Consider the following 26058-nt stretch of genomic DNA (forward strand, 5'->3'; position numbering starts at 1 on the left):
ATGAATGAAAAAAACATGTCAAAAAAGCAGGCGGCCATCCAATGGCTGAAGGATAATAATACATATCTGATCCTTCTGGTCATGATTATTGTGAGCGCGATCATATCCAGCAACTTTCTGACTGGCCAGAACCTGGGAAACCTGATTAAACAAAATTCAATAAAAGGAATGCTGGCCATAGGAATGCTCCTGATTATCATGACTGGCGATATAGATCTGAGCGTAGGTTCAATTGCGGGCGCGTCCAACATACTGGTGGCCGTGGCGCTGGTAGACTGGTCTATGAACGCGGGTATATCAATCTTCCTGGCGATTGCTATGAGTGTCGCCATGGGCGCGGTAAATGGATTCTTTATTGTGTACAGAAAGCTACCCGCCTTTATTGTGACGCTGGCAATGATGACGATTGCGAGGGGCTTTGCCTATCTTTGGTCAGGCGGCCGTCCGATCTCTGTCAGCGACCCGGTATTAGTAGCGATCAAGCAAAATGAACTTCTCGGCTTACCTCCCTATGTGTGGTTTTTCGTGATTATCTTTGTGATTATGTTCATCGTTCTCAGATTTGTGCCTTACGGGCGTATTATTAAAGCCATCGGCTCAAACGCACAGGCGGTCCGTCTGGCCGGAATCCGGGTAAACAGATATCGCTTCAGCATATACATCATCACGGGGTTTCTCTGTGGACTGGCAGGTGTCTGTTCTGTCGCCCGCATCGGCTCAGCGGGGCCGCTTCTCGGCGAAGGGTATGAGATGGATGCCATTTCTATGGTCGTAATCGGCGGTGCGAGTCTCTCAGGAGGAAAAAGGGATGCCCTGAAAACATTGGCGGGTATTTTTATCATAGGTATGATCGGTAATATCATGAACCTGATGAATGTGTCTGCATATTGGCAGCAGGTCATCCAGGGCGTGATTATACTGGCAGCAATCATACTGCAGGTTCAAACCGGTGAGAAAAAAGAGGGTTAAAAGGGAAAAGGAGGAAACGATTATGAAAGCACTTGTTGCTTATGCGCCTGGGGATTACCGCCTTGAGGAGAGAGAGAGGCCCCGTGCGGGAGAAGGCGAAATGATTCTGAAGGTAGAAGCCTGTGGTATTTGCGCGGGAGACGTTAAAGCGTTCGGCGGCGCTCCGTCTTTCTGGGGCGATGAGAACCAGCCGGCATACATAAAAGCGCCTATGATTCCCGGCCATGAATTTGTAGGCCATATCGTAGAGCTGGGGCCAAATGTGAAGGGCGGCTGGAAGATCGGAGACCGGGTGATCCCTGAACAGATCGTCCCCTGCGGCGAGTGCCTGTTCTGCAGGACCGGCAGAAGATGGATGTGCGAAAAACATGATCTCTGGGGCTTCCAGAACAACGTGAACGGCGGCATGGCTGAGTATATCAGGCTGACGAAGGAAGCGGTGGTACATGCTGTGCCTGAGGAGCTGCCGGTCGAGAAAGCTCTTCTGATTGAACCTTATTCCTGTTCCTTCCACTGTGTGGACAGGGCGAATATCGGCACCTGTGACACAGTCGTCCTGTCAGGCGCGGGCACTCTGGGCCTTGGCATGGTGGGAGCGATACGGCAGGCCAATCCGAAACGCCTGATTGTCCTGGATGTGAAGGATGAGCGGCTGGAAAAGGCGAAAGAATTCGGTGCGGATCTGGTGATGAACCCTGCCAGAGAAGATGTGGTTGCGCGGATCAAAGAGATGACAGGCGGATATGGCTGCGATATCTATATTGAGGCGACCGGCCATCCGTCCAGCGTACAGCAGGGTCTGGATGCCATCAGGAAAATGGGGACATTTGTTGAATTTTCCGTGTTTAAAGATCCGGTCAGCGTTGACTGGAGCATCATCAGCGACCGGAAGGAGCTGAACCTTCTGGGATCTCATCTGAGCGCTTTCTGTTATGAGGATGTAATAGAATGGATCGGAAACGGCAAGCTGCCCGCCGATGGGGTGGTCAGCCACAAGTTCCCCCTGAAGGAGTGGAAAAAAGGCTTTGACCTGGCTCATACAGGAGCGGACGGGGCGTTAAAGGTAGCGTTAATTCCATGAATGGAATAGTGTAAAACACAGTTTTCAAAGGAGAATCTATATGCAGAGAATTCTGAATAATCCCGATGATGTAGTGGACGAAATGCTGCAGGGTTTTTTGAAGGCTCATCCGGATATTGTGGAAGCGACAGAGGATGGGAGAGTTGTCAGGGCGAAGCAGATTCCGGAGGGAAAAGTCGGAGTCATTACCGGGGGCGGCTCCGGCCATAAGCCCGCATTTATAGGGTATGTGGGAAAAAATCTATGCGATGCTGCAGCGGTGGGGGAGATCTGCTCCTCCCCGACTGCCAAAGCTTTTCTGAACGCTGCCAGAACGGCAGATCAGGGAAGAGGGGTAGCCTGTCTCTATGGAAACTATTCCGGAGATAATATGAATGTGAAAATGGCCGTGCGGATGGCCCGGAAAGAGGGCATTGAAATCAAAACTGTGATAGCCAACGATGACGTCGCATCCGCTCCAAAGGATCAGAGAGATAAGCGGAGAGGCGTTGCGGGAGAGATCCTGATGTGGAAGGCCGGAGGCGCGAAAGCAGCCCAGGGAGCCAGCCTGGAGGAAGTAATAGAGGCAGCTCAAAAAGCGATCGACAATACCCGGTCAGTGGGGATCGGTTTAACACCGTGTACACTGCCTGCAGTGGGCCATCCCAATTTTGAGATCGAAGACGGCACTATGGAAGTCGGGATTGGACATCACGGCGAGCCGGGCATTGAGGTTGTCCCATTGGAGACTGCCGCCCAGATGGCAAAACGCATGGTGAACATAGTGCTGCCAGATTACCCGTTCGTGTCCGGTGACGAGGTGGCGGTGCTGGTTTCCGGGCTCGGCGCGACGCCGGTCATGGAATTATATGTGCTTTATAATGAAATCGAGAAGCTCCTCTCCCAAGAAGGCATTAAAATCCACAGGGCCTATGTGGGCAATTACTTTACTTCTCTCAATATGGGCGGCGCTACCTTAACCGTCATGAAGCTGGACGGGGAGCTGAAAGAGCTGATTGATATGCCTGCATACAGCATGGGCTTCAAACAGAGATAAGGAGTATTTATGAATTCGTTTCTGAATAAAGATGGAAAACCTGTATTGCTTCAAATGGTAAAGGGCATTCAGGAAAATAAGGATTATCTGGCAGAGGTAGACGGGCTGATCGGCGACGGCGACCATGGAATGAATATGAATAAGGGCTTCACGGTATTTGAGGCACGGTTTGCGGCAGAGGACTATTCTTTTACAGATGGCCTGGAAAAGCTGGGAACGGTATTAATGAATGAAATCGGAGGCTCCATGGGCCCGATCTACGGAACACTGTTTCTGGAAATGGCGGATGCCGGCGCTGACTCCGAATCAATATCCGTAAAGGGTCTGGCAGATATGCTGGAAGCGGGGCTGAAGGGCTTGTATGGCCTTGTAGATGCCAGGGTCGGAGATAAAACATTGATTGATACACTGTCTCCGGCTGTAAAAGTTCTGAAAGAAGCTGCAGAAAAGCATTGTGACTTCAGGACGGCATTGGCCGGTATGGTGTCAGCCGCAAATGAGGGCTGCAGGAGTACAAAAGATCTGGCTGCGAAATATGGCCGTTCCAGCCGCCTCGGCGAGAGATCCAGAGGTGTTCCGGACGCAGGCGCCACATCCTGCAAGATTCTCCTTAGTTCCATGGCGGAGGGAATATTGCTGTCAGGGTCTGATTAATGTATAATAAATGCGGGATGCCGTCAGGCATTCCGCGTTCATTATGTGCATAGAAAGGTTCTGCAAATCCCTCATGAATGAGAGAATGGGGAGCTGAAGTGGGATTGCCCGCTTTATACAAACAGGGTGGAGGCAAACAGTATGCTGAAAGTGATTATCGCGGACGATGAGTATCTTGTATGTCAATTCCTTAAAAAAATTATAGACTGGAAGAGAATGAAGCTGGAGTGCGCCGGCGAAGCTTCCAATGGAATTGAAGCATTTCGGTTAATTCAGCAGTTGTCGCCGGACATTGTGATAGCAGATGTCCGGATGCCCGGCCTGTCAGGTCTGGAATTGATAGAAAAGTGCGGTCAGGCTGAGATTGACTGCAGCTTTATCATCATCAGCGGCTATCCGGATTTTGAATATGTGAAAACAGCATTTACGCGAGGCGCTATCAATTACATACTAAAACCCATAGATGAACTGGAACTGGAGAACACGCTTCTCAAGGTGTGCAGAAGCATAGAGGAACGGCAGGACGGCGGACAGTGGGCCAGGCAGCTGGAAGAGCAGCAGGAGTCACAGATTCACACCATTAATTATGCAAAGCAGGATATTCTGTGCAGGCTGATTACAGAAAATGAAAATGCCCTGTCACTGGATAAGATCAACAGGCTTTATGGCTGTTGCTTTAACGAGGAAGCTGCTTTTAATGTTGCGGTCTCTAATCTTTCCATATTGGATGAAGGCAGAGAGATGAATACAATCTCTGTAAATGTGTACGCCAGGATAGAAGAGCAATTCCGGCAGCATATCATGCCGCTGTGCTGCGAATGCCAGGCAGTGGTCGGCCAGGAACAGCTCCTGTTCCTGCTGAATTATGAACCGGCTGTGGAACATCAGGTGGAGGCAGAGATAAATCATGTGATCGAAAAGCTGCAGAGAAATATGGAGCTGATGAGTGCCAGAATAACGATCGGTTTGGGCAGCGGCAGAGGAAAAGACTATCCGCAGCTGTACAGAGAGGCCATCCATGCCCTGGGGTGCCGTTATGTGGATAACCGGTGTGTGATTGTGGACGGTGAGATCTCTTATATTAAATTTAATGTATACGAAATCCTGAATTTAGAGTGGGAGAACCATTACCTCAACCTGATAGACGTGGGAAATGAGAACGAATTAAAGCAGCTGCTGGAGAACATACAGCAGGAAATTTCAAAAAAAGGCCATGTGGATCCTAATATCTATCTGCAGGCTTTTAAGATCTGTACTTCACTGTTCCAGCAGGAGGCAAAGCGCCTGTTTCACGAGGTGTTTGATGAGAGGAAGTATTCGAGGATGATTGATGACGCCTGTGTACACAGCAGGTCCATACCGGATCTGTACGGGAAGCTGGTTAAAATAACGATGGAGATCTATCATGAATGCATAGGAAAGGTGGAGCTGAAGGAGAGGTGGCCGGTCATTAAGGCCAAACAGTATGTGGAGGAGCACTATGCTGAAAAAATCGTGCTGAAGGATCTGGCCAATGAACTGTTTGTGAATGCAGATTATTTTTCTTCTGTTTTTAAAAAGGATGTAGGCATCGGCTTTAATGATTATTTAAGGCAATACAGGATGGCTATCGCACAGCAGCTCATCCGGTCCGGTGAGTACAGCCTGGATCAGGTAGCAGAGAAGGTGGGGTATCTGGACCCTAAACATTTCAGCAAGTCTTTTAAAAAGACGCTGGGGGTATCTCCCGCTGAATATAAGAAATTCTATAGACAATAGCCATATCTGAAAGGAAGACCATGAAGAAGAAAACTCCCTGCCGGTTTTTGCAGATGAAGAGAAGAATTGCTGTGATCCTGGCGCTGTTCTGCGGCATCGTCTGTGCCCTGACCGCCGTGCTGGAGTTTTCGGCGACCAAAAACAGCTATGAGGAAATTAAGTCAATGGAAATCAATGATTCTGAAATAGGAATCAAGAATGCCGAACGCTCCTTTGTCCGTCAGGTCGAAGAGATCATACGGCTGGACTATGAAACCGCTGAGAAATATACTGCTGGGGATCAGAAGCTGGAGGATGCCGGCGGGCGGGCTGAGAATATTGAGAGCACTTATTATGGTGTTCTGGAGAGACAAGACGGAGTGATTACCGGATATTACCCAAGGGTTGTCTCCTATTATTCCTTTAAAAAGACGATGGATGAGTTCCTGGAGCAGAACACCCTGACCGGGAACATCCATTTTTTTGCCCATAATTTCAGCAATTCAAAAAACGCAATTGTTCTGGTGCATCAGGTTGAGACCGGCGGGGCTGATTTGCTGTTTGTGTATCAGATAGAAGACACCTATTACTGGTCTGACTATACCGATAATTCACTGAGAAATGGTTATTTTTTATATGATATTATTCTGGACTCGCTGGCGCCCTCCAGGCCTTCTTTTGTAAATATGACAGAGGTGGTCAGGGAATTGAAGAAGGGAAAGGAGCTGGGCTCCCTGATCTTCGGGAATGATACGTCCGACCGGCTGGTTTCATATGTAAAATGTGAGAAAGTTGACGTATATCTGTTTAACAGTATTCCAATCGCATCCTTTCAGTCTTTTCTGGTTCAGGATCTGAAAGAAAAGCTTCCGCTTTATATAGTATTTCTGTGTGCCGTAAGCGGGGTGGGCTGGGTTTTTTACCGTTTTATATGCCGTCCGGTGATTGCGATCAGCGAAGCGTTAAACAGAGAGATCCAGGATGAGACGCTCTTTTCCGACGCTTCGGAATCTTCGGCCATTTATTCGCCGGTCGTTGATATTGTCAATGAAATGAAGCGGAAGATTCTTCTGATAAAAGAGAATGAATACAAAGAACGTTTATTAAAGGAACAGGCTGAGCTGATTATGCTCCAGAGTCAGATTAACCCTCATTTTATGTATAACACGCTGGAGTCCATACGCGCGATGGCCACGCTGGAAGGTGCGGCGGAAGCGCCCAAGATGGTAAAGGCTCTGGCGGATTTTTTCCGTTACACAATCAGCAAAAAGGATACGATAGTAACTGTTCAGGAAGAATTGAAAAATATAGAAGATTATCTGACGATCCAAAACTACCGTTTTCAGAACAAATTCGTGTACAACAGAGAATTCGACACATCCGCCCCCTATATGAATTGCAGAGTAATCAAAATGATGCTGCAGCCGGTCGTTGAGAATGCTATCTTTCACGGACTTGAGCCAATGATAGGGAAAGGGGCCATTACGATACGTATTTACCTGACCACAAAGCATTTAAGAATTGTGATCAAAGACAACGGAATGGGGATTTCACCAGAAAACCTGCACAAGCTGAACGAAGAGATATTGAAAAATGATCACGTTGAGTCCATAGACCGCAGCAAGTATGGAATTGCCTTAAAAAATGTGAATCAGAGAATCCGCCTGTATTTTGGAAGGGAATATGGAATTTCCATCTACAGCAAGGAGAAAATTGGGACAGAGGTAATCATTTCCCTTCCCATTGTTGATGATATGGACGTTCTGCCCAACACCGCGTTCAACAGGGAGGGCGCACACAGAGGATTAAGCGATGATAGATGAGATACTGAATATCAGACATGTCAGAAAAAGTTTTTCCTATGGGATTGCTCTGGATGATATCAACCTGGATGTGGTCAGAGGCGAGGTTATGGGTATCATAGGAGAAAATGGTTCCGGGAAAAGCGTCCTGATCCGGATCATAGCAGGGGAACTGAAGAAAGACCAGGGAGATCTATTTTTTGAGGACCGGAGATTTGAACCGGGGGATATTCTTGAAGCGCAAAAAGGAGGAATATACCGGATCTCTCATAAAAGCATGCTGCTTGATGATATGACGGTGGCTGAAAACCTGACCTGTGTTCAGCATTTTTCAAAAATCATCTTTATGACCAAAAGAAAAATGAACGCCATCGCCAGAAACCATTTGGAACAATTCGGCCTGAAGATCTCTCCCGGGACGCTTGTGGGAGAACTGTCGCTGATCCAGAAAAAACAGGTGGAATTACTCAAGGTAATCCTGAAAAATCCTAAATTACTGATTTTAGATGAAATTTTTTCATCTCTGGGCGTGGAATACCGGTCGTGGTTCGCCGAGCAAATTAATGCGGCTAAGCAAAAGGGGACTGCGGTTCTCATTGTGTCACAGAATCTGGATCTGGTGATGGATCTCTGTGACCGCATTGCGATCATGCAGGATTCCCAGATCGTGCAAATTGTGGCCGGTGACGATATTTATCTCAGCTCCCTGTTCGCTATGCTGCGGAGGGGAGATGACATGCTGCAGCAGGAAGAAAGCCTTCTGACCGGAAAGAAAGTATTGACCGTTGAGAGGCTGCGGACTAGAAAATGCGCAGAAGCTACCTTCTCTTTATACGAAGGAGAGGTGTTGGGGATCTATATCAATGACACGCTGGTAACCGACGGGCTGATCGGCGCCCTGTGCGGCCAGGAAAAACCAATGGGGGGAGAGATAAATGTATGGGGAAAAAGAATGAAAAAATTTTCCCCGGAAAGGCTTGCCGACCATGGAATCTGTGTGATTTTAGGAGAAGAATTGAATCAGATGCTGTTATATAAGGATACAGTATTAGACAATATTGCATTCTTTTCCATGAAAAAAGCCGCCCATCATGGCACCAGGAATTTGACGATGGAAAAACTGGCGGCGGCCGAGCTGGCCGCAGAATGCGGACTGACGGAAGAGGAACTGCACATGGATGTCGCATGCCTGAGCGCCGGTGCTAGACAGAAGCTGGCATTTGCCAACAGCATCGCCATCGGTACGCGCATTTATATCTTGGACAACATTATGTCCCACGTCGATTTCCAATCCCAGAAAATCCTTTATAATAAAATGTCAGAGCTTAAGCGGGAGGGGGCCTCGTTTTTATTTATAGCAAAAGAATTCGAAGAGCTTCGAATCATCAGCGATCGCATTATTTACGTATTGGATCAGCAGATTTCAGACAAATGGTTTTATTGATGGTATGTGAAAGGTGCAAGTTAAATAGTATTCCTCTGACTTTTAAGTGAATGTTAAGTGAGTGACGCCTGATTAGGCAATGAAATTAGATTCCACTGATGACAGGCAAAAGGGGAGGGAGTCCCCAATGCCTGCCGTTTAGATAGAATTGAAAATAGGTAATAGATTTTGATGAATTTACATATTGTTAATAAACTGCTGAACAGAGGTTGATCTGGCCGCCAGGCGGAGCCATTTTTTCAGCAGCTCCAGGTCCGTCTCAGAACGGATTTTTGCTGACAAGTGTCCTGGGACAGGCCCGAGCACTTCCAGCAGTTCCAGAATGGCTTCGGCCTTGGCCTCAATTCTGCCTTCACTTCGTTCTTCTTTTAAAAGTTCTTCAAAAATCATATAACGTTCCCTCATTTCCCTGCTGTTTTTGATGTTCCTGATGGACGTCTGAAGCTGTCTGACATAAGCGCTGTCAAACTCCCCCTGGCTGCCTGCCAGATCCGCGCCCGCGAATTCCAGGAAAGCTGCTAATTCCGCTGAAATTTCGCTCCTATTGGTCCCCCGCGTGCTGAGAAATATAGTCTTGCAGCCCTCGTCCAGCATGATTTGTCCGTCTTCCATACAGCAGTTTTCAAAGGTGTATATATATCTTTGTCTGCCGAAGGGATCAAAATCACAGATAAAAATGACATAGGTATCCGGAAGCCCTGTATAATCTGTTCCGGCCAGAAGCAGCTCCATGTCCATCTGGCTGTGATAATAGCGGCAGCGTTTTGCAAGAGCGGGCTTGGGAGAGACCTGCATCTCCACGTTATAATGGGTATTCCGGCTGTCTCTGGCGTAGATATCCAGACGGACGCTGCGGTATTCCGGATGATAGATCAGACATTGTTCCCGGCTGACAATCACCCGGTCAATGGGAATGCCGAGGACGATCTCGAGAAGTCCCCGGCAATTCTCCGGGTCCAGCATGACGGCGCTGAACAGGAAATTATTCTTAATTGTCAGTTCCGCCAGAGTCTTAGTTTGGCTCATGAATCCTCCGTTTCTTCAGAGGAATACTATTTATAATGAATTATAACACAACTTCAAATGAATATCAATGCCGTTTTGGTTTGCGGATTATAAAATAATGTTTCTTAAATGATACCCCCAGGGGGACCTCGCAATGAATACCCTAGCGGGTGGGGGAGCAGCCTGTGCGGCTTCGCAATGTATAACTCCAGAGTATCCCGTGATGCATGCCCTGACAGGTCAGAGGAACAGCGTGAGTTGCTCGCCCGCCCCGCCAGAAGCATGAGTTACGGGGTGCCTTGTGGGTATAATCTGGAATGTAAGGGATAGGACAAAATGGAAAATGTTGAATAAGGAACAGAAATAAGGCCACACTCTAAAGGACAAACACGTTTGACAAGGAGTGTGGTTTTAATGCCAAAAAAAGAAAAGAAAATTGACCTTCATAATCTGACACCTGAAGAATCTCTGAAATACGAAATAGCAGATGAGCTGGGACTGCTGGATAAAGTCCTGGAAAACGGATGGAAACAACTGTCGGCCAAAGAAACAGGACGTATAGGAGGGCTGGTGACGAAAAGAAAAAGAGAATTAAATGATGAAGCACTGACAATAAAGGGGTGAAAACGGGAAAGTTCTTCTGTTGACACTTTTAAAAGTCTTTGTTATAATATGGGCGGAAATTGAATCAGACAGACCAGTTTTTACCGCCGGGTAAGAATTTATGCGTCAGGCTTTCTATCGATAGGCCATAGAAGATAGAAAGGCTGGCGTTTTTTGTGCCGAAGTATTTTTTAAGAGGTTCTGTTTGGAATCGTCAAAAGTGTTAAGGGGAAACGGTATGGAAGGAAATCATTATCTGAAAGATTTTATCAAGTATTCATCGCTGAATGTGCTGGGAATGGTGGCGTTATCCTGTTATATTCTGGCGGATACGTTTTTTGTGTCCAAAGGGATGGGTGCGGAAGGGCTGGCGGCGCTGAATCTGGCGATTCCGGTCTTCAGTTTTATTCATGGAAGCGGCCTGATGCTGGGGATGGGAGGGGCTATCCGCTATTCCATCTGCCGGGGACAGAAGGAGACAAAAAATGCTGATGGGATTTTTACAAATGTAATCTGCCTCACAGCAGTGTTCGCGCTGATATTTTTCTGCGCCGGCCTGTTTCTGTCCGGCGGAATTGCCAGGATGCTGGGGGCGGACACTCAGGTTTTTGGGATGACGGAAACGTATCTGAGAGTGCTGCTTTTGTTCTCGCCGGCTTTTTTGGTGAATGACGTTTTAATCTGTTTTGTGAGAAACGACGGAGATCCCGGAAGGGCGATGTTTGCCATGGCCGGCGGGAGCCTGTCTAATATTTTGCTGGATTATATCTTCATATTTCCTTTGAATATGGGGATTTTTGGAGCGGTGCTAGCCACGGGATTCGCGCCTGTGATCAGTATGGTGATCCTTTCCCCTCACTGGGTGAAAAAGAGGAATCAGTTTCATTTTGTGAAAGGGAAGCCGTCGCTGAGATGGACACGTATGATTCTTTCGCTTGGGTTTCCTTCGTTAGTCACGGAGGTTTCCTCCGGAATTGTGATCATCGTTTTTAATACAATTATTCTGAATCTGCAGGGCAACGTGGGAATCGCAGCTTATGGGGTGATTGCCAACCTTTCGCTGGTGGTGCTGGCGGTCTTTACCGGGGTCGCTCAGGGAATCCAGCCGCTGGTCAGCAGGGCCTGTGGATATAACCAGCAGGAGGGCAGCCGGAAAGTGCTGCGCTATGGCATTATTACGGTCGCTGTGCTGTCCGGCTTGATTTATCTGGTGGTGTTCTGGTTTGCCGGTCCGATTGCGGAAGTTTTTAACAGCGGGAAGAACCTGCAGCTTCAGGAAATTGCCGTAGAAGGGCTGAGGCTGTATTTCACTGCGACATTTTTCGCCGGTTTTAATATCGTACTCGCTACATACTTCTCCGCGATGGATCAAGCGGTTCCCGCACAAGTGATCTCTCTGTGCAGGGGGATTTTCCTTATCGTTCCCATGGCGTTCCTGCTTTCGGCATGCTGGGGTCTTACAGGCGTGTGGCTGGCATTTCCTGTGACAGAATGCTTTGTCGCCGTTTTAGCCTGTGTGCTGAAACGAAAATACGGAAGTGCGGCTCAGGCGGGGAACCAGACCTGAATAGAGAGTGTTTCATCCTGGTATTTGGCCGTGATCTGTCCGCCCATGCGTTCGGTCAGCAGCTTAGCGATAGAAAGTCCCAGGCCGGTGGAATTTCTTCCGGTCTCCACCGTGTAAAAACGGTTAAAAAGCTGTCCGGTCAGAACAGGGGTCAGGCCTGCAGCTTTATTGGAAAAAGAAATTTTCCCATCGCTGTCCATAATGACTGAAAGGTCGCCGTCACTGTACTTCAGGACATTGCTGAGTATGTTTTCAAAAATCCTGGTAAGGGCGGTGGGCTCCAGGTAGCGTCTGACCGGCTGTTCCGGAATAGAAATGACGGGGGTAATCTGTTTCTGGCACATGGCTGCATAATAGGAAGCCAGGCTTTCTTCCAGGACTCTGTTTAATGTCAGTTGTTCCGGCTGCTCCGTCTCTGTGGAGCGGACGATGGAATAGCGGAATAGTTCTGCAGTCAGTTGTTTCATAGCCGTTGTCCGGTTTTTGATGAATCCCAGATACCGTCTGGCCTGTTCCGGAAGCGCTTCCTGGGAAAGCAGGTCCAGATATCCACAGATGGCTGTCAGGGGAGTTCTCAGATCGTGAGAGATGTTAGTGACAGATTCCTTCAGCTCGGTGTCTCCCTGCTGATAGCGGTTTCGTTCACTGCGGAGCCTGCGAAGCTGCAGGTTGAGGGCATCTGCCAGCCTGCGCATGCGGCTGTCCCGGCTGGAAATATCAATGAGGACATTGGATTCGGCTGCAAGCCTGTCGGTAACTGCCTTGCAGATTTCATCTGCGGATTTCCGCATCAGATACAGTTTTAAGATGAGAAGCAGAATGATAAGTGCGAACAGGCCGCACAGCGCCCACAGCCAGACTTCCATAGACAGTTCTCCTTACTGATTATTTGATATCTTTTTTACGAAAGGCCAATATGCCGGGAACAGCCGTCAGGGCAAGGATGGCCAGGGAATACAGGGGCAGGCGGAACGGATGGACAGCTTTCAGGTTAGAAATCTGTGCAGCCTGGCCCGTTGGCAGGAAATCAAAGAAAAATTGCCAGATTTCCCGTTCAGAACCCCTAAGGTATTGCGGGTTAGCCATAGCCTGGGAGGTCATGTCACCGACGGCTTCGCCCATGATGTAGCTTTCATAGAATTCAGGCGCTGAGAGCCGGGCATAGATGTTCATAGCCAGGAAGAACAGCACGAAAAATCCGATAATGCTGATTACGGCCACAACAGCTTTATTCTGACTGAGCATCGAGAGCATTGTAAAAACTGAGCAATAAGAGATAATCAGTAATGCGCTGTTTAATATCATAAGCCATATGATTTTCGGATCAGTCTGTAAAAAACCAAACAGTGGAATGCCGATAGCACTGACCGTCATAAAGTAGATCAGGCACATCAGAAGACCTGCGGCAGAGCTGACAATCAGGTTTGACAGGTAAATAGAGCTTCGCCGGTGGCCGATCATAAGCTTATTGCGGATCGTGCCGTCGCTGTATTCCGTACCGATGAACAGGCTGCAAAATACCGCACAGAATGCGCCGATAAGCATCATGTGTAGAAAGAAAATCCCATCCAGGGTAACGGCGGTATCATATTTTATCTGGTTTTGATAGCTGCTGATGCAGGTTCCGACGCCGTAGAGAAGCATACCCGCGATGGTGATCCAGAATACTTTGCTCTTCAGCAATCGGGAAAAATTAGAGGCTAATAGTCTATTCATCACGCTCACCTCCCACCAGACTGACATAGTAGCTTTCCAGGCTCTCGTCATGTTCGTGCATGGCTTTGATGATGCAATTTTCCTGTACAAGAGCCATGGTCAGTTCTGTGATGCTAATCTGTCCGTATATATCGGCTTCCGTATCTGAAAGCACAGAATATTCCTGCCCCATGCTGTCCAGGACACGGGACAGTATCCTGGTATCGGTGACCTCCAGACGGATACATTTGCGGAAGGCGTTCTCAAGCTCCTCTGCACTGATTTCCTTCAGCATTTGCCCGTTATCTATAAAACCGTAATGGGTTGCCAGGCGGGAAAGCTCATCCAGAATATGGCTGGATATCAGAACAGTGATCTGGTGTTCACGGTTCAGCTTCAGGATCAGCTCCCGTATTTCTATGATGCCCTGGGGGTCCAGGCCGTTCACGGGTTCATCCAGCACAAGAAAATCCGGATCGCCTGCCAGAGCGACGGCGATGCCGAGGCGTTGGCGCATGCCCAGAGAAAAATTACGGGCTTTCTTTTTGCCGGTATGTTCCAGCCCCACCAGGCGGAGCAAATCTGCTATACCTTTAAAAGACGGCAGGCCCAGAATCCGGTACTGCTCTTTGAGATTATCTTCTGCCGTCATGTCCAGATAGATAGAGGGTGTCTCTACGACAGCTCCCATTCTGCGCCGGGATTTTATTAGTTCCCGGCTTGTATTTTCCCGGCCGTAAAGGGTGTAAGTGCCTGAGGTGGGCTCCTGAAGCCCGCAGATTAGCCGGATCAGAGTGGTTTTTCCCGCCCCGTTCTTACCCACGAAGCCATAGATAGAGCCTTTCGGTACGTGCATGGTTAAGCCGCCCAGAGCGGTGAAATGGCCGTATTGCTTTTTTAAGGCTCTGGTGGTTAAACAATATTCCATAAAAATGCCTCCTTGTCTTTGATACGGTCATTCTAACAGCAGGAGGTTAAGAAAGCGGTAAAGAAAAAAGTAAAGAAACCGTAAAGATTTAAGAAGGCTCTTTTAACTTAAAGCCGATGCCCCAGACCGCCTCAATATAATCATGTCCTCCAGCCTCACGAAGTTTTCTGCGGAGATTGCTGATGTGGACCTTCAGAGAGCTTTCCATACAGTCAGGAGTATCCTCGCTGATCCGATCCAGCATCAGTGATTTCGTGATGACCTGCTCAGGATTCTGCATCAGAAGCCTTAGGATTGCGAATTCCGTCTTGGTCAGCCGGACGGCCTCACCGGAAATCTGTGCTTCGTGTGTGGTTGTATCCAGGGTCAGGTCATGGAAGGTGAGACGGGGAAGGGGAGGGCCGGAGACTCCGTTCCTCAGCTGGACTGTGATGCGGGCCAGAAGCTCCCGGGGATCAAAAGGCTTGGTGATATAATCGGCTGCGCCGCCCAGCAGCAGGCCGACTTTATCTTCTGTATCCGCTCTGGCGCTGACCACTATGACGGGAAGTCCCTGGATTTCCGGCAGAATATCTTCGCCGGAAAGGCCAGGCAGCATCAGATCCAAAAGTACCAGGTCAGGACGGTTCCGTGCCAGAAGCAAAAGGGCTTCCGTGCCGGAATATGCCCGAAGGACTCTGTATCCGGACTTGTGCAGCAGCTCTTCCAGCATATCGCCGATATAGGGATCGTCTTCGATCACTGCAATTGTTTTCATTAATAATGTCCTTTCTGCCGTCAACCCTATGAACCTCCCTGCATTTTTTCCGTAATCATAAGGTCATTGTCATATCGATGAGTTCTGATTTCCAGGGTTTTCCCTTTTGCTGCTGTTGGCTCTGGTTCTTCTGGGACTTCTTTCAAATAAAAAGACCTCTTCGATCTGGCAGTTGAAAACCTGTGCGATGTCGCGGGCAAGCCAGATAGAAGGCTCCGATTTTTCTGTTTCTATGGCATGAATGGCCTGTCTGGATGCGCCAACCATAATCCCAAGCTGCTCCTGAGTCAGTCCATTTTCTTCTCTTAAATCCTTGATTCTATTTTTCATATGTGCCAGCCTTCTTGTGAAGTAAACCCTATATTTAATATATACGCCACTATATGTAAAGTCAACGTTACATCTGCGTTAAACCAAACATGGAAGTGAGTCAGCATGATCGGTTTACAATAAATAAACAATAGTATCCTCTGACTTGACAATCATTTAATAAGCGGCAAGCTAAAATGGTATTGAAATTCATTTGGGGTTGTGATATAATTCATTATAGGTAGTATTCCTCTGCAGAAACGGAGGATTCATGAGCCAAACTAAGACTCTGGCAGAGCTGACAATTAAGAATAATTTCCTGTTCAGCGCCGTCATGCTGGACCCGGAGAATTGCCGGGGACTTCTCGAGATCATCCTCGGCATTTCCATTGACCGGGTGATTGTCAGCCGGGAACAATGTCTGATCTATCATCCGGAATACCGCAGCGTCCGTCTGGATATCTACGCCAGAGACAGCCGGAATACCCATTATAACGTGGAGATGCAGGTCTCTCCCAAGCCCGCTCTCACAAAACGTTGCCGCTATTATCACAGCCAGATGGACATGGAGCTGCTTCTGGCCGGAACAGATTATACAGGGCTTCCGGATACCTATGTCATTTTTATCTGTGATTTTGATCCCTTCGGCAGACAAAGATATATATACACCTTTGAAAACTGCTGTATGGAAGACGGACAAATCATGCTGAATGAAGGCTGCAAGACTATATTTCTCAGCACGCGGGGGACCAACAGGAGCGAAATTTCAGCGGAATTAGCAGCTTTCCTGGAATTCGCGGGCGCAGATCTGGCGGGCAGCCAGGGGGAGTTTGACAGCGCTTATGTCAGACAGCTTCAGACGTCCATCAGGAACATCAAAAACAGCAGGGAAATGAGGGAACGTTATATGATCTTTGAAGAACTCTTAAAGGAAGAACGAAGTGAGGGAAAAACAGAGGGCAGAATTGAGGCCACGGCCGAAGCCATTCTGGAACTGCTGGAAGTGCTTGGACCTGTCCCGGGACATTTGTCATCAGTAATCTGTTCTGAGACAGACCTGGAACTGCTGAAAAAATGGCACCGCCTGGCAGCCAGATCAACCTCTGTTCAGCAGTTTATTAACAATATGTAAATTAAAATCTATTACCTATTTTCAATTCTATCTAAACGGCAGGCGTTGGGGGATTCCCCCTTTTGCCTGTCATCAGTGGAATCTAATTTCATTGCCTAATCAGGCGTCACTCACTTAACAATCACATAAAAGTCAGAGGAATACTATTTTAACTGACCCGTAATTAGTATCAACGGCGTCAAAAAACTTTACGCTTTGGGCTTCATTGATTTTTGCTTCTATAGTATGTATAAAAACTTTTGCAAAACAGTATTTGTGAATGATAATCAAGAGGGAAACCTCAGGATATTTGCCGTATTTTTATTTACCAGGGAATCTGTTTGAGATATAATAAATACAACTTATGCATTCAGAAAGGAAATTAAGGAGGAATCTTTATGATATCAGAAACAATGTGCAGGCTGGGAAAACACAGATCTGTAATACGTGAAATTTTTGAGTACAGCAAACAGAGGGCGGCAGAGATCGGAGCCGGGAATGTCTTCGATTTCAGCATCGGCAATCCCAATGTGCCTGCGCCTGACAGCGTGAAAGCGGCCGTCAGAGAGCTTCTTGACACGCAGGATGATGTTTACCTTCATGGTTACACCTCTGCTCAGGGTGATTCAGAGACGCGCAGAGCAATTGCGGAAGACTTGAACAGGAGGTTCGGCACAGCTTTTCATGAGAATAACCTGTACATGACCTGCGGGGCCGCGGCCTCTCTAAAAATCTGTATTACTGCGCTGTGCGTGCCGGGGGATGAATTCCTTACATTTACCCCGTTTTTCCCGGAATACCGGGTGTTTGTGGAAACCGCAGGGGCTGTGCTCCGGGAAGTGGCGACAGAGCCTGACAGTTTTCAGATTGATTTTGGGCGGCTGGAGGCCGCTGTGTCTGAGAACACAAAAGCTGTGATTGTTAATTCTCCCAATAATCCTTCTGGAGTTGTGTTCCGAAAGGAGTCTGTCCGCAGGCTGGCGGAGCTGCTTTCTGTCAAAGAAGAGGAGTATGGACATCCGATCTATCTGATCGCCGACGAACCGTACCGGGAGCTGGTGTATGACAGCAGCCTGGAGGTGCCGTATCTGACGAAATATTACAGGGACACATTAGTCTGCTATTCCTACAGCAAGTCTCTTTCGCTGCCCGGAGAAAGAGTCGGATACATACTGGTACCGGATGAGATCAGTGACGCGGGAGATATTTACGCCGCTGTCTGCGGGGCGGGGCGGGCGCTGGGCTACGTCTGCGCTCCAAGCCTGTTCCAGCATGTGATTGCGAAATGTGCGGGGCAGGTGTCGGATTTGAGCGTCTATAAGAAAAACCGGGATCTGCTGTACCGGGCGCTGACGGATTACGGCTATGACTGCGTTTATCCGGACGGAGCCTTTTATCTGTTTGTGAAAGCCATGGAAGAGGATGCGGGCGCTTTCTGTGAGAAGGCGAAAAAGCATGAATTGCTGCTGGTGCCGGGGGATGATTTCGGTACGCCCGGATATGTGCGGATTGCCTATTGCGTGACTACCGATCAGATCACCCGGTCTCTGCCGGCTTTCCGGGCGCTGGCGGAGGAATATGGGAAGCTTTGAGGGCGCGGCCGGAATGAGAATTATCATCTCTCCGGCAAAACGGATGAGAACAGACACAGATACGCTTCCTTTCAGGGATTATCCGGTGTTTCTGGAGGAAGCGGAGCAGCTGAAGGAGTATTTGCAGTGCCTGACGGCGGAAGAATGCCGGAAGCTCTGGAACTGTAATGAAAAAATTGCAGAGCTGAATTACCGGCGTGTGCATGAGATGGATCTGCGCCGGGCTCTGACGCCTGCGCTGATTGCCTATGAGGGTATCCAGTACCAGTACATGGCCCCGGTTGTTCTGGAAGACGGAGGATGGGAGTATCTGCAGGAACATCTGAGGATACTGTCGGGATTCTACGGGATGCTGCGGCCGCTGGACGGAGTCGTTCCCTACCGGCTGGAGATGCAGGCTCCGGTCTGCCTGGGAACTGCCGGGAACCTGTATCAGTTCTGGGGCCGGAAGCTGTCTGATAACCTATCTGAAGGAGCCGGCTGGGTGCTGAACCTGGCCTCAAAAGAGTATAGCAGAAGTGTTATAAGCGGCCTGCCCCGGGGACTGCCCTGTATTACCTGCGTATTCGGTGAAGAAAAAGACGGTAAAATAATCGAGAAGGGCACCCTTGTGAAAATGGCGCGGGGCGAGATGGTCCGTTTTCTGGCAGAACGTAAGATCAGAGACCCGGATGGCGTCCGGATGTTCAGCCGTTTGAACTATCAGTACCGTGAGGATTTGTCTGATACGCGGACCTATGTATTCGTCAGGAAAAGCTCATAGCCCGTTGACTATGTTGTCAGGGCGTTCGCCGCGGCTGATCCTGTCTGCATTTTCCCACATTTTCCGGTACATGCGCCGGAAGCTTCCGCTTGTGATTCCTCCCAGATGAGGTGAGAATATAATATGGTCTTTACAATCCTCTGGAAGAGTGACCAGGGGATTGTCTTTTGTTACAGGTTCCGGAGCGACAGTATCCAGACCGGCTCCCGCGATCAGTCCCTGGATCAGCGCGGCACGCAGCGCATGGTTGTCCACAAGCTCTCCCCGGGCGGTGTTGATGAGATAAGAGCTTTTTTTCATGTGGCTTAAAAAATCCTCGTTAATGATTCCGGCAGTGTCCGGCGTGACTGCCATATGCAGACTGATAATATCGCAGGCGGCGGCCAGGCGGTTAAGCGGGAGCCAGGTCAGCTTCAGCTGCTTTTCGAGCTCTGCTGATTTCCTGTGAAGGCTGTAATAATACAGCTCACAACCGAATGCGTTGAGACGCTGCGCGGTGGCTTGTCCGATATCTCCTAAGCCTACCAGGCCTACCCGGCAGTCGGCCAAATCCGTGATGCCCTCACGCATACGCGCTTCCTTCATCTCAATCTGCCGACCGTCTCTGACGGCGGCGTCTCCGGCAATGCCGCTGCGGAGCAGGGCCAGCATCAGGTAAATGGCTTGTTCAGCCACCGCACCGGCGTTGGCGCCCTTGTTGTTGCAGACATAAATGCCCAGCTCCTTTGCAGTTTCCACATCGATTCCATTATAGGCAACACCCTCAGAATGAACCATTTTCAGATTCTTCATCTGCTTTAACAGGTCTCCGCCCACCCGGGAGATGGCATCTGCGAAAAGTATGCCGGCATCCGGAGCAGCCTCCAGCGCGGCGGCCGTACAGGCATCTCTGGCAATGTAGATTATCTCGGATTTCTCTATAATATTCATCTGCGGGGCGTACTTTTCATAGCGCTTTCTGTCCCCCATGACCAAAATTTTCATCTTTTTGCTCCTTTTTGTCATCATAGTCCTTAACTTTGAATATACTATGATTGAGGTGATTTGTCTATGCAGAAATCTTTGAAAAAGTACACAGTGATCGGTATCATTTTTACCGCACTGGCAGGGACGCTGGCACATTTTTTTTATCTGTGGTCAGGCGAGAATCTGGTGGTGGCGCTGTTCACCCCGGTGAGTGAGTCAACCTGGGAGCATTTAAAGCTGTTATTCTTCCCAATGATTATTTACAGTATTTTCGAAGCGCTGGTATTTCACAGCAGGGTTCCGGAATTGTTTTATGCCAACATTACGGGAGCGTTCGTGGGAATGCTGTCTATTGTTGTGCTTTTCTATACTTATTCCGGCATTCTGGGAAATAGCTGCACGCCGGTGGATATCGGGATCTTTTATCTCAGTGTGGTAATCGCTTTTCTTTCAGGACACCGCCTGGCGGGGAAGCGGGAGAGGCTGTACCGCTTTAAATGGCTGATTTTAACCGGCCTGGTAGCGTGTACCATAGCCTTTTTCTTTTTTACCTGGAATCCTCCGGAAATCGGGCTGTTTCAAAATCCGGAGCCGGGGGTGGCGTCAGTTTTCCTAAGGATATGATGTCTGAAAGTCCGAGCTTCTGTGCTATATATATTTTGCTGAACAAGGAGATTCCCTTGACTTTTTTGCGGGAGAGTGATATATATAAAAGTGGTTAGCGAAAGCTAACCATAAAAAACAGACAATAGTTAGTTAAAACTAACTAAAGGGAGGGACTATGTTAGAGGGAAAGCTAAAACGGATTGGAAGCATTTTCTTAGTGCTGATTATGGTTTTGTCGCTGTGGAATGTGCCTGTCTATGGGGCCGGAAGTGGTGAGACTGTGTCTGTCAGTGAGAACGTGGTTACATCTGAAACGTCATCTATTACGGTACAGCTGACACAGGTGCCGGATTCTGGAATATTACGTGTGATTCAGATGGAAGCGGGAGAAAGCTATGACAGCAGTAAACTGAATTCCTATACCAGCCTAAACTTTACACTGGCCGGCAATTTGGAGGTGGGGACGAATGTGCTGCCGCTGTCTCCGTCGCCGGAAGCGGGAAAGAAGATTATGGTTATTTTAAGAGACAGCGGCGGAGAGATTAAGGATTACACTTCTGACCCGGTGATAGTGGCTGCAGCCGAAACGGAAAATCCCAAGCCGGAATCGATTCTGGCTAACTGTTCGGCAGAATTGGTGAAGGATGGGAAATTTCAGCAGGATGACACCGGAGTGGATGTCAGGGTAAAGCTGGACAGCCATGTGGAAAGCTGTTATCTGACTATTTATGCCTATGCCGGAAATACTTCATTTGACCCGGATGATTCTCATAATAAACGCCTCTGGTCGGGACGTGTGACAGACGGCTATGAAGGAAGCTGCAGCTTTGCGGCGCCAGCGCTCCCACTGCAGGCCGGGTATAAAGTGATTGCCAGCCTGAACGTGCCTCTGGGGGATGATTACTATCGGGCGGTCAACTCACAGGCGGTAGAGGTGGTGGATGAAAATGGTGAGGGCTTTCAGGATTATATATATCCGGACGTAAAAATTGATGAGACGGAGCTGACTGCAGGAACTACCTCTCTACATATCAGCCTTACAGGTGATGAGCGGCTGTTCCAGGCGGCCAGGGAAGGAAAAACAAGTATTGTATGTGCGGTCGGACAATATCCGGACGGGGAAAGCTTTGATTTTGAGGGGGAAAATCAGATCTCGCTGGCATCCAATATCGTTTCCCCAGAGGCCTTCAGCAACAGAGAAATTACGCTGAGTGAACCTCTCAGGGAAGGCTACCGGGTACGCGCGGTTGTTTACTGGGCGCAGAATACAGATATTTTTTTGGCGAAGGGCAATGACTATGAACCACAATTCGGGTATCCCGATGACTCTGTGCTGGTGGCGGACGCGGCGCAGGACAAGCATCCCGGCGTAACGGTCGAGAATCCGGTATTGGCAGATGCGGATAAGATCCGGGTGACTGTCAGGGGAGACATTCCGGAAGGCTCTGTGCTCTTGATAAAAAGCTATGAAAGCGGAACCACAGAATTTCAGATGTCTCAGGGGGCTTGGGTGGGTTCTGCCTTTGACGTGACGGCACAGAGCTGTGAGATCATTCCCCAGAGCGGGTCGCTGGCTGCCGGGAAGCTGCTGGTCGCATTTTTGCAGCGTGAGGGGAGCATTCTGGCCCAGTCAGCACCGACTGAGATACAGAAGGCACAGCCCTTTACCATTCAGCTTAATGGCGTCCTGACGCCGGACAGCAGGCAGGCGGAGTTTCAGGTGGCGGGTAACAGCGAAACAGCCGGAACTATTAATATTGCGGCCCTTTGCAGGGTGGCATCAGACGGAACAGCGGACACGGAAAACCCTATTGCCCGGAAATATGGGCAGGCGCCGGGTACTTTGCTGTTTGAATTTGCCCCGGGAACCCTGGCGGACGGAGAGAAGGTCTGCCTGGTTCTGACCTATGCGAATGGCAGTGAAACATATCAAAGTGATTCCTTTGCCGTCCGTTTGCCTTTGGCTGAAAACAGCCTGAAGATTCTGGAGGAAAGCTTTACGACAGCTTCCGGTGAAGCCACCGTAGTTGTGGCCGGCTGTGAAGAGTTTCAGGGAGGCAGGCTGATACTGACCACCGGCCCTGCTGGTGAATTAGACGCGGACAGCCGGAAACAGATCGGAAGCGTTACATTTACCGGAGAGGGAAGCTATACAATCTCACTTACCCAGGGAGGGCTGAAAGCCGGAGAGACGATTTTGCCGCATCTCTACTTGTATGATGCTGAAACTGATGCTGTCAAATACAAATACGGAGATCCTGTCCTTATCACGTCGGAGGGAGGGGATGCTGTAAAAGCCTCAGTGGAAATCGTGACTTCCCAGGTCCGGGCAGACAGAGAGGATATCTGGGTGACAGCCAATTTTGACAGTACATCGACGGGGCGGCTGGATCTGTACTGCTATGCCGGAGAAGGTTATACAGAAGAGGATCTCATATACAGTGGAGACGTGACCCCGGGACCAGGCAGTCAGAAAATAATATTTGGCAGCGGAAAGCTGGAAGCAGGAGAAAAACTGACGGCGGTTCTCGCCCTTTCAGACGGATCGGAGACGGCCTCCGGAACAGTGACCGTACAGGCGGTTCCTGAAAAGCAGAAACCGGCAGCCCATATTCTGGACAGCCAGATTACAGAAGGCGATACGTATATGAAGGTTTCTCTGACCTTTGATCCCGGTGCGGAGCAGGCGTCCTATAAGCTGTACCAGTTTACCGGTGAGACGCTGGATCAGAATACAGATATGGTAATTAACGAGAGATCACTTTACAGGAGTGAGACAAATAAATCCCTGTATCTTGGAACAGGAAAGCTGAAAGCAGGGGCTAAGCTGCAGGTGGTGCTCACCGTGGACGGGGCGGAAGCATTGTCTGAAACAGTAACCGTAGAGCCTTCTCCGGACTGGGGCACTCCCTATGCGGCTTTCGATGTGTCGGCGGTGAAGGCCGATGCTGACAGCATTGCAGTCACCGTGGATTATGCCGATGACTATCTGGCGATGGGTGAGGAGTTTTACTGTGACGTAACTATTTACCAGTTTTCCGCAGCTTATACAGACGAGGAATTTGAAGAAGGAGAGATGTGGGAGCAGTACGGGCGCGTCACCCGTGTGGGACAGGTAAATTCCACGAGCGGGCAGGAGACCAGGGGAAAAATCACAGTACCGGTAAAAGATGGCGTTGTACTGACCCCTGGAGACCGGGTGATAATCAAGCTTCGTCTGCCTCATGCAGAGTGGGAAGGTGAGGAGGTTGATTATCTGTCGGCATCAGTGCCTGTTATTAGTCCGGATGAAGAAGTGCCGGATTATAAAGTCGTACTCTACAACCTGGGTGAGGAAAGCTCGCGGGGTGCGCGTCTGCGCACCATCCTGAACAACCTCGGCATCCCGGCAGAGACTATGGAATACGGTCATCTGAATGAATCTGTAGGATATCTGGCCGGCTTGGAGGGCTATGAGTCTGCTGTTGAACCATATACAGGAGTAAATTATACTACAGAGTTTATGCTTATGTGCAATCTGCCGGAATCCCTGCTGGACCGGTTCCTTGATGCTATGACAGATGGCGGGCTGCGCATTGACCATAAGGCGATTGTCACGGAATATAACCGGGAATATCTGTTTTATGAACTGATTGGAGATATCGAAGAGGAGCACGATGTCTTCCAGGCCTTGCTGGCTCTGGGAAATATGGTTAAAGAAGCAGAAAAACTTTTAGAAGATACGTATGGGGAAACAGAGGGCTGGGCGGATTTCCAGACTGCCCTCAGTGAAGCCAGAGAAATCCTTTCATCTAATGAACCTCCGCTTGCCAGTCTTCAGTCAGCGTACTCTGCGCTTAAAGAGCAGTATCTGGAGCTGACAGGCATGACAGAAATAGAGGGAACTGCCGTTATTACAGTTGAAAAAGAAAACAGCGGCGCCTATAGCATGACTGTCCGTGTTAAGGATGGCCCGGAGGACGCAGAATATGAATACAGCTGGAGCAGCGGTGAAAAAAGCCAGACACTGACAGGAGTGCCTGCAGAGAGTCTGATTTCAAATACGGTTACTGTGACAGGCGTAAATATGTTTGGTAAACTGACAGCTCAGCTGCAGGTCCCTGAGAGGCCAAACGTGTCCGTTATGGTGAGAAACCAGGGTATCCAGCTGAACTGGGCAGCCGCCTCCGCTGCCGATAACTGTCCGGCTCCGGAGAATTACAGTATTGTTGTATATGCCGGTGAACAGCTGGTGAAAACTTATGAGCGCGGAGGTCAGGATACTTCCGCATACCTTGAAGGCTTAGAAGAAGAAACCACCTATACGGTTAAAATGTACGCCGTCAGCCCGGTGGGACGCAGCGATATGGCCATACTGGCTGTCACAACCGGTAAAGCGGAGCAGGGCGGACCCGGACAGGCCGAAAGCGGCGGTCAGGCACAGATACCGTCTGTGAGTCCCTCGGTGATGCCTGCAGCGGCGCTGACCTCAGGGAAGAAAACCTCCTCCTCCGTAAACACCTCTGACAGAACCTCCCTGCTTGTCTGGAGCGCATTAGTCCTCATGTGCGGGGCCGGAGCCGTTGTCATGGGCGTTCGGAAGAAAAAAATGAAATAAAATATTGGCCGGTGAGAGGGGAGGTGTTTGGATACCCGGACGAAAGGCTGGCGGGAGACGGGGCGGAACAGGGGCGCGCCAGCTTGCTGGCGAGAGCCGTTGTACCGTCTGGAACAGCCAGAAAAGCAGCGGGTATCTATCATCCTCTCGCCATAAAACCATAATTTAACTATAAGTGGATTCTTTGTGTCCATAAAAAATACATGAGATGTCTTGACAGAGAGTATGTCTGATGGTAATATTATGTTGTGTATAAATTCCATATCAACGTTGCAAGTGCATCTGCATGAGAATCATGTCGGTGAAAAGGGAATTGGGTGAGAAACCCGAGCGATCCGGTCACTGTAATCAGGGAGTACGACGCGGTTATCCATTGTATGTTTTTACATATGAGAAGGGGCGTCACGCGATGATCTGTAAGCCAGGAAACCTGCTTGTTCCGTATAAGGTTGAAGCTTCCGAGCAAAGTTTTCCATCTATCCATCAGATATGGAATGCCTGATAGAGTATTCACTCAGCCGGGAACCTTCGAGCGGGATTTATGCACCGTTTAAACGGCAGGGTGAGATACTTCGGAGTCGGGTACACTGTTTATACCGCATCATTTTCCTCCGCAACGAATGATGGTCCGGTTTTCCGCTTGACAGCGATCGGGCGCCGAAGTCATTCTCCCCACTTTAATTGTTATCCTCCCTGAGCGGGAGCTTTTTTTTTGCAGATAACTGCACAGAAGAAAGTTGTTCCTGCTGGGAAAAACGCAGGGCACCCCATAATGTATGCCCTGTGGGGGCCAGAGGTGTTTGAGCGGGAAACTATGAGCAGGAGCGGAAAAAACA

22 protein-coding genes and 1 riboswitch are annotated in these 26058 nt (G+C 49.1%); of the genes, 15 read left to right on the forward strand and 7 right to left on the reverse strand.

Going from position 1 to position 26058, the window contains the following annotated elements:
• The 7 genes from H9Q79_RS15425 to H9Q79_RS15455 all read left to right on the forward strand — a co-directional run bounded on the left by H9Q79_RS15425 (nucleotide 1) and on the right by H9Q79_RS15455 (nucleotide 8723).
• Entirely contained in the window at nucleotides 1-969 is a 969-nt protein-coding gene (locus tag H9Q79_RS15425) for an ABC transporter permease (protein ID WP_249328687.1), read from the forward strand.
• A 22-nt stretch (nucleotides 970-991) separates the two neighbouring features.
• Nucleotides 992-2050, forward strand: a complete 1059-nt coding sequence (locus tag H9Q79_RS15430) for an alcohol dehydrogenase catalytic domain-containing protein (RefSeq protein WP_118647110.1) — start codon at nucleotides 992-994, stop codon at nucleotides 2048-2050.
• 40 nt (nucleotides 2051-2090) lie between these two features.
• On the forward strand, nucleotides 2091-3086 hold the full coding sequence (locus H9Q79_RS15435) for a dihydroxyacetone kinase subunit DhaK (RefSeq protein WP_118647108.1): 996 nt from the start codon (nucleotides 2091-2093) through the stop codon (nucleotides 3084-3086).
• 9 nt (nucleotides 3087-3095) lie between these two features.
• Complete coding sequence (dhaL, locus tag H9Q79_RS15440; protein ID WP_118647106.1) at nucleotides 3096-3740, forward strand: dihydroxyacetone kinase subunit DhaL; 645 nt, start codon at nucleotides 3096-3098, stop codon at nucleotides 3738-3740.
• Nucleotides 3741-3881: 141 nt separating this feature from the next.
• The gene (locus H9Q79_RS15445) at nucleotides 3882-5498 is read left to right on the forward strand and encodes a response regulator (protein ID WP_118647104.1); all 1617 of its coding nucleotides are present in this window, start codon (nucleotides 3882-3884) and stop codon (nucleotides 5496-5498) included.
• 20 nt (nucleotides 5499-5518) lie between these two features.
• On the forward strand, nucleotides 5519-7300 hold the full coding sequence (locus tag H9Q79_RS15450; RefSeq protein WP_249328688.1) for a sensor histidine kinase: 1782 nt from the start codon (nucleotides 5519-5521) through the stop codon (nucleotides 7298-7300).
• A complete protein-coding gene (locus tag H9Q79_RS15455) occupies nucleotides 7290-8723 on the forward strand; it encodes an ATP-binding cassette domain-containing protein (RefSeq protein WP_249328689.1) in 1434 nt (477 codons plus the stop codon). Before H9Q79_RS15450 ends, H9Q79_RS15455 begins: the two co-directional genes overlap by 11 nt.
• A gap of 177 nt (nucleotides 8724-8900) precedes the next feature.
• Here H9Q79_RS15455 and H9Q79_RS15460 read toward each other — a convergent pair whose 3' ends face one another.
• Nucleotides 8901-9749, reverse strand: coding sequence for an Rpn family recombination-promoting nuclease/putative transposase (locus H9Q79_RS15460; RefSeq protein WP_249328690.1), 849 nt, complete (start codon nucleotides 9747-9749; stop codon nucleotides 8901-8903).
• Between the two features lie 393 nt (nucleotides 9750-10142).
• On the opposite strand from H9Q79_RS15460, the gene H9Q79_RS15465 reads away from it, so the two are divergent.
• On the forward strand, nucleotides 10143-10352 hold the full coding sequence (locus H9Q79_RS15465; protein ID WP_118648822.1) for an alpha/beta-type small acid-soluble spore protein: 210 nt from the start codon (nucleotides 10143-10145) through the stop codon (nucleotides 10350-10352).
• A gap of 217 nt (nucleotides 10353-10569) precedes the next feature.
• A complete protein-coding gene (locus H9Q79_RS15470; protein ID WP_249328691.1) occupies nucleotides 10570-11898 on the forward strand; it encodes an MATE family efflux transporter in 1329 nt (442 codons plus the stop codon).
• Here the strand turns inward: H9Q79_RS15470 and H9Q79_RS15475 are convergent.
• The 5 genes from H9Q79_RS15475 to H9Q79_RS15495 form a co-directional block, all read right to left on the reverse strand.
• Nucleotides 11877-12764, reverse strand: coding sequence for a sensor histidine kinase (locus H9Q79_RS15475; protein ID WP_118648820.1), 888 nt, complete (start codon nucleotides 12762-12764; stop codon nucleotides 11877-11879). The genes H9Q79_RS15470 and H9Q79_RS15475 overlap by 22 nt on opposite strands.
• Before the next feature lie 19 nt (nucleotides 12765-12783).
• Nucleotides 12784-13614, reverse strand: coding sequence for an ABC transporter permease (locus tag H9Q79_RS15480; protein WP_249328692.1), 831 nt, complete (start codon nucleotides 13612-13614; stop codon nucleotides 12784-12786).
• Nucleotides 13607-14521, reverse strand: coding sequence for an ABC transporter ATP-binding protein (locus tag H9Q79_RS15485; RefSeq protein ID WP_118648814.1), 915 nt, complete (start codon nucleotides 14519-14521; stop codon nucleotides 13607-13609). The genes H9Q79_RS15480 and H9Q79_RS15485 overlap by 8 nt, the downstream gene beginning before the upstream one ends.
• Before the next feature lie 88 nt (nucleotides 14522-14609).
• Nucleotides 14610-15278 (reverse strand): response regulator transcription factor, encoded by a 669-nt coding sequence (locus H9Q79_RS15490; protein ID WP_118648824.1) that lies wholly within the window; start codon nucleotides 15276-15278, stop codon nucleotides 14610-14612.
• Nucleotides 15279-15347: 69 nt separating this feature from the next.
• A complete protein-coding gene (locus H9Q79_RS15495; protein ID WP_118648812.1) occupies nucleotides 15348-15608 on the reverse strand; it encodes a helix-turn-helix transcriptional regulator in 261 nt (86 codons plus the stop codon).
• A gap of 250 nt (nucleotides 15609-15858) precedes the next feature.
• Between H9Q79_RS15495 and H9Q79_RS15500 the strand changes: the two genes are divergently transcribed.
• The 3 genes from H9Q79_RS15500 to yaaA all read left to right on the forward strand — a co-directional run bounded on the left by H9Q79_RS15500 (nucleotide 15859) and on the right by yaaA (nucleotide 19053).
• Entirely contained in the window at nucleotides 15859-16719 is an 861-nt protein-coding gene (locus H9Q79_RS15500; protein WP_249328693.1) for an Rpn family recombination-promoting nuclease/putative transposase, read from the forward strand.
• A 377-nt stretch (nucleotides 16720-17096) separates the two neighbouring features.
• Nucleotides 17097-18290, forward strand: coding sequence for a pyridoxal phosphate-dependent aminotransferase (locus H9Q79_RS15505; protein WP_118648265.1), 1194 nt, complete (start codon nucleotides 17097-17099; stop codon nucleotides 18288-18290).
• Nucleotides 18291-18303: 13 nt separating this feature from the next.
• Complete coding sequence (gene yaaA, locus H9Q79_RS15510; RefSeq protein ID WP_118648295.1) at nucleotides 18304-19053, forward strand: peroxide stress protein YaaA; 750 nt, start codon at nucleotides 18304-18306, stop codon at nucleotides 19051-19053.
• On the opposite strand, the gene H9Q79_RS15515 is transcribed toward yaaA, so the two are convergent.
• Nucleotides 19048-20037 carry a 2-hydroxyacid dehydrogenase gene (locus tag H9Q79_RS15515; RefSeq protein ID WP_118648267.1) on the reverse strand — a complete coding sequence of 330 codons (990 nt, stop codon included), beginning with the start codon at nucleotides 20035-20037 and terminating at the stop codon, nucleotides 19048-19050. The two genes, yaaA and H9Q79_RS15515, sit on opposite strands and share 6 nt — an antisense overlap.
• Before the next feature lie 66 nt (nucleotides 20038-20103).
• On the opposite strand from H9Q79_RS15515, the gene H9Q79_RS15520 reads away from it, so the two are divergent.
• From H9Q79_RS15520 to H9Q79_RS15530, 3 genes are all read left to right on the forward strand, one after another.
• Entirely contained in the window at nucleotides 20104-20643 is a 540-nt protein-coding gene (locus tag H9Q79_RS15520) for a DUF6512 family protein (protein ID WP_118648269.1), read from the forward strand.
• A gap of 157 nt (nucleotides 20644-20800) precedes the next feature.
• Nucleotides 20801-25222: a DUF3783 domain-containing protein gene (locus tag H9Q79_RS15525; protein WP_118648271.1), complete on the forward strand. Its 4422-nt coding sequence runs from the start codon at nucleotides 20801-20803 to the stop codon at nucleotides 25220-25222.
• Between the two features lie 23 nt (nucleotides 25223-25245).
• Nucleotides 25246-25386 (forward strand): hypothetical protein, encoded by a 141-nt coding sequence (locus H9Q79_RS15530; protein ID WP_249328694.1) that lies wholly within the window; start codon nucleotides 25246-25248, stop codon nucleotides 25384-25386.
• Nucleotides 25387-25479: 93 nt separating this feature from the next.
• Nucleotides 25480-25674, forward strand: a riboswitch (cobalamin riboswitch).
• Nucleotides 25675-26058 lie beyond the last annotated feature (384 nt).

Origin of the sequence: Wansuia hejianensis (assembly GCF_014337215.1) — a bacterium.
Taxonomy (GTDB): Bacteria; Bacillota; Clostridia; order Lachnospirales; family Lachnospiraceae; genus Scatomonas; species Scatomonas hejianensis.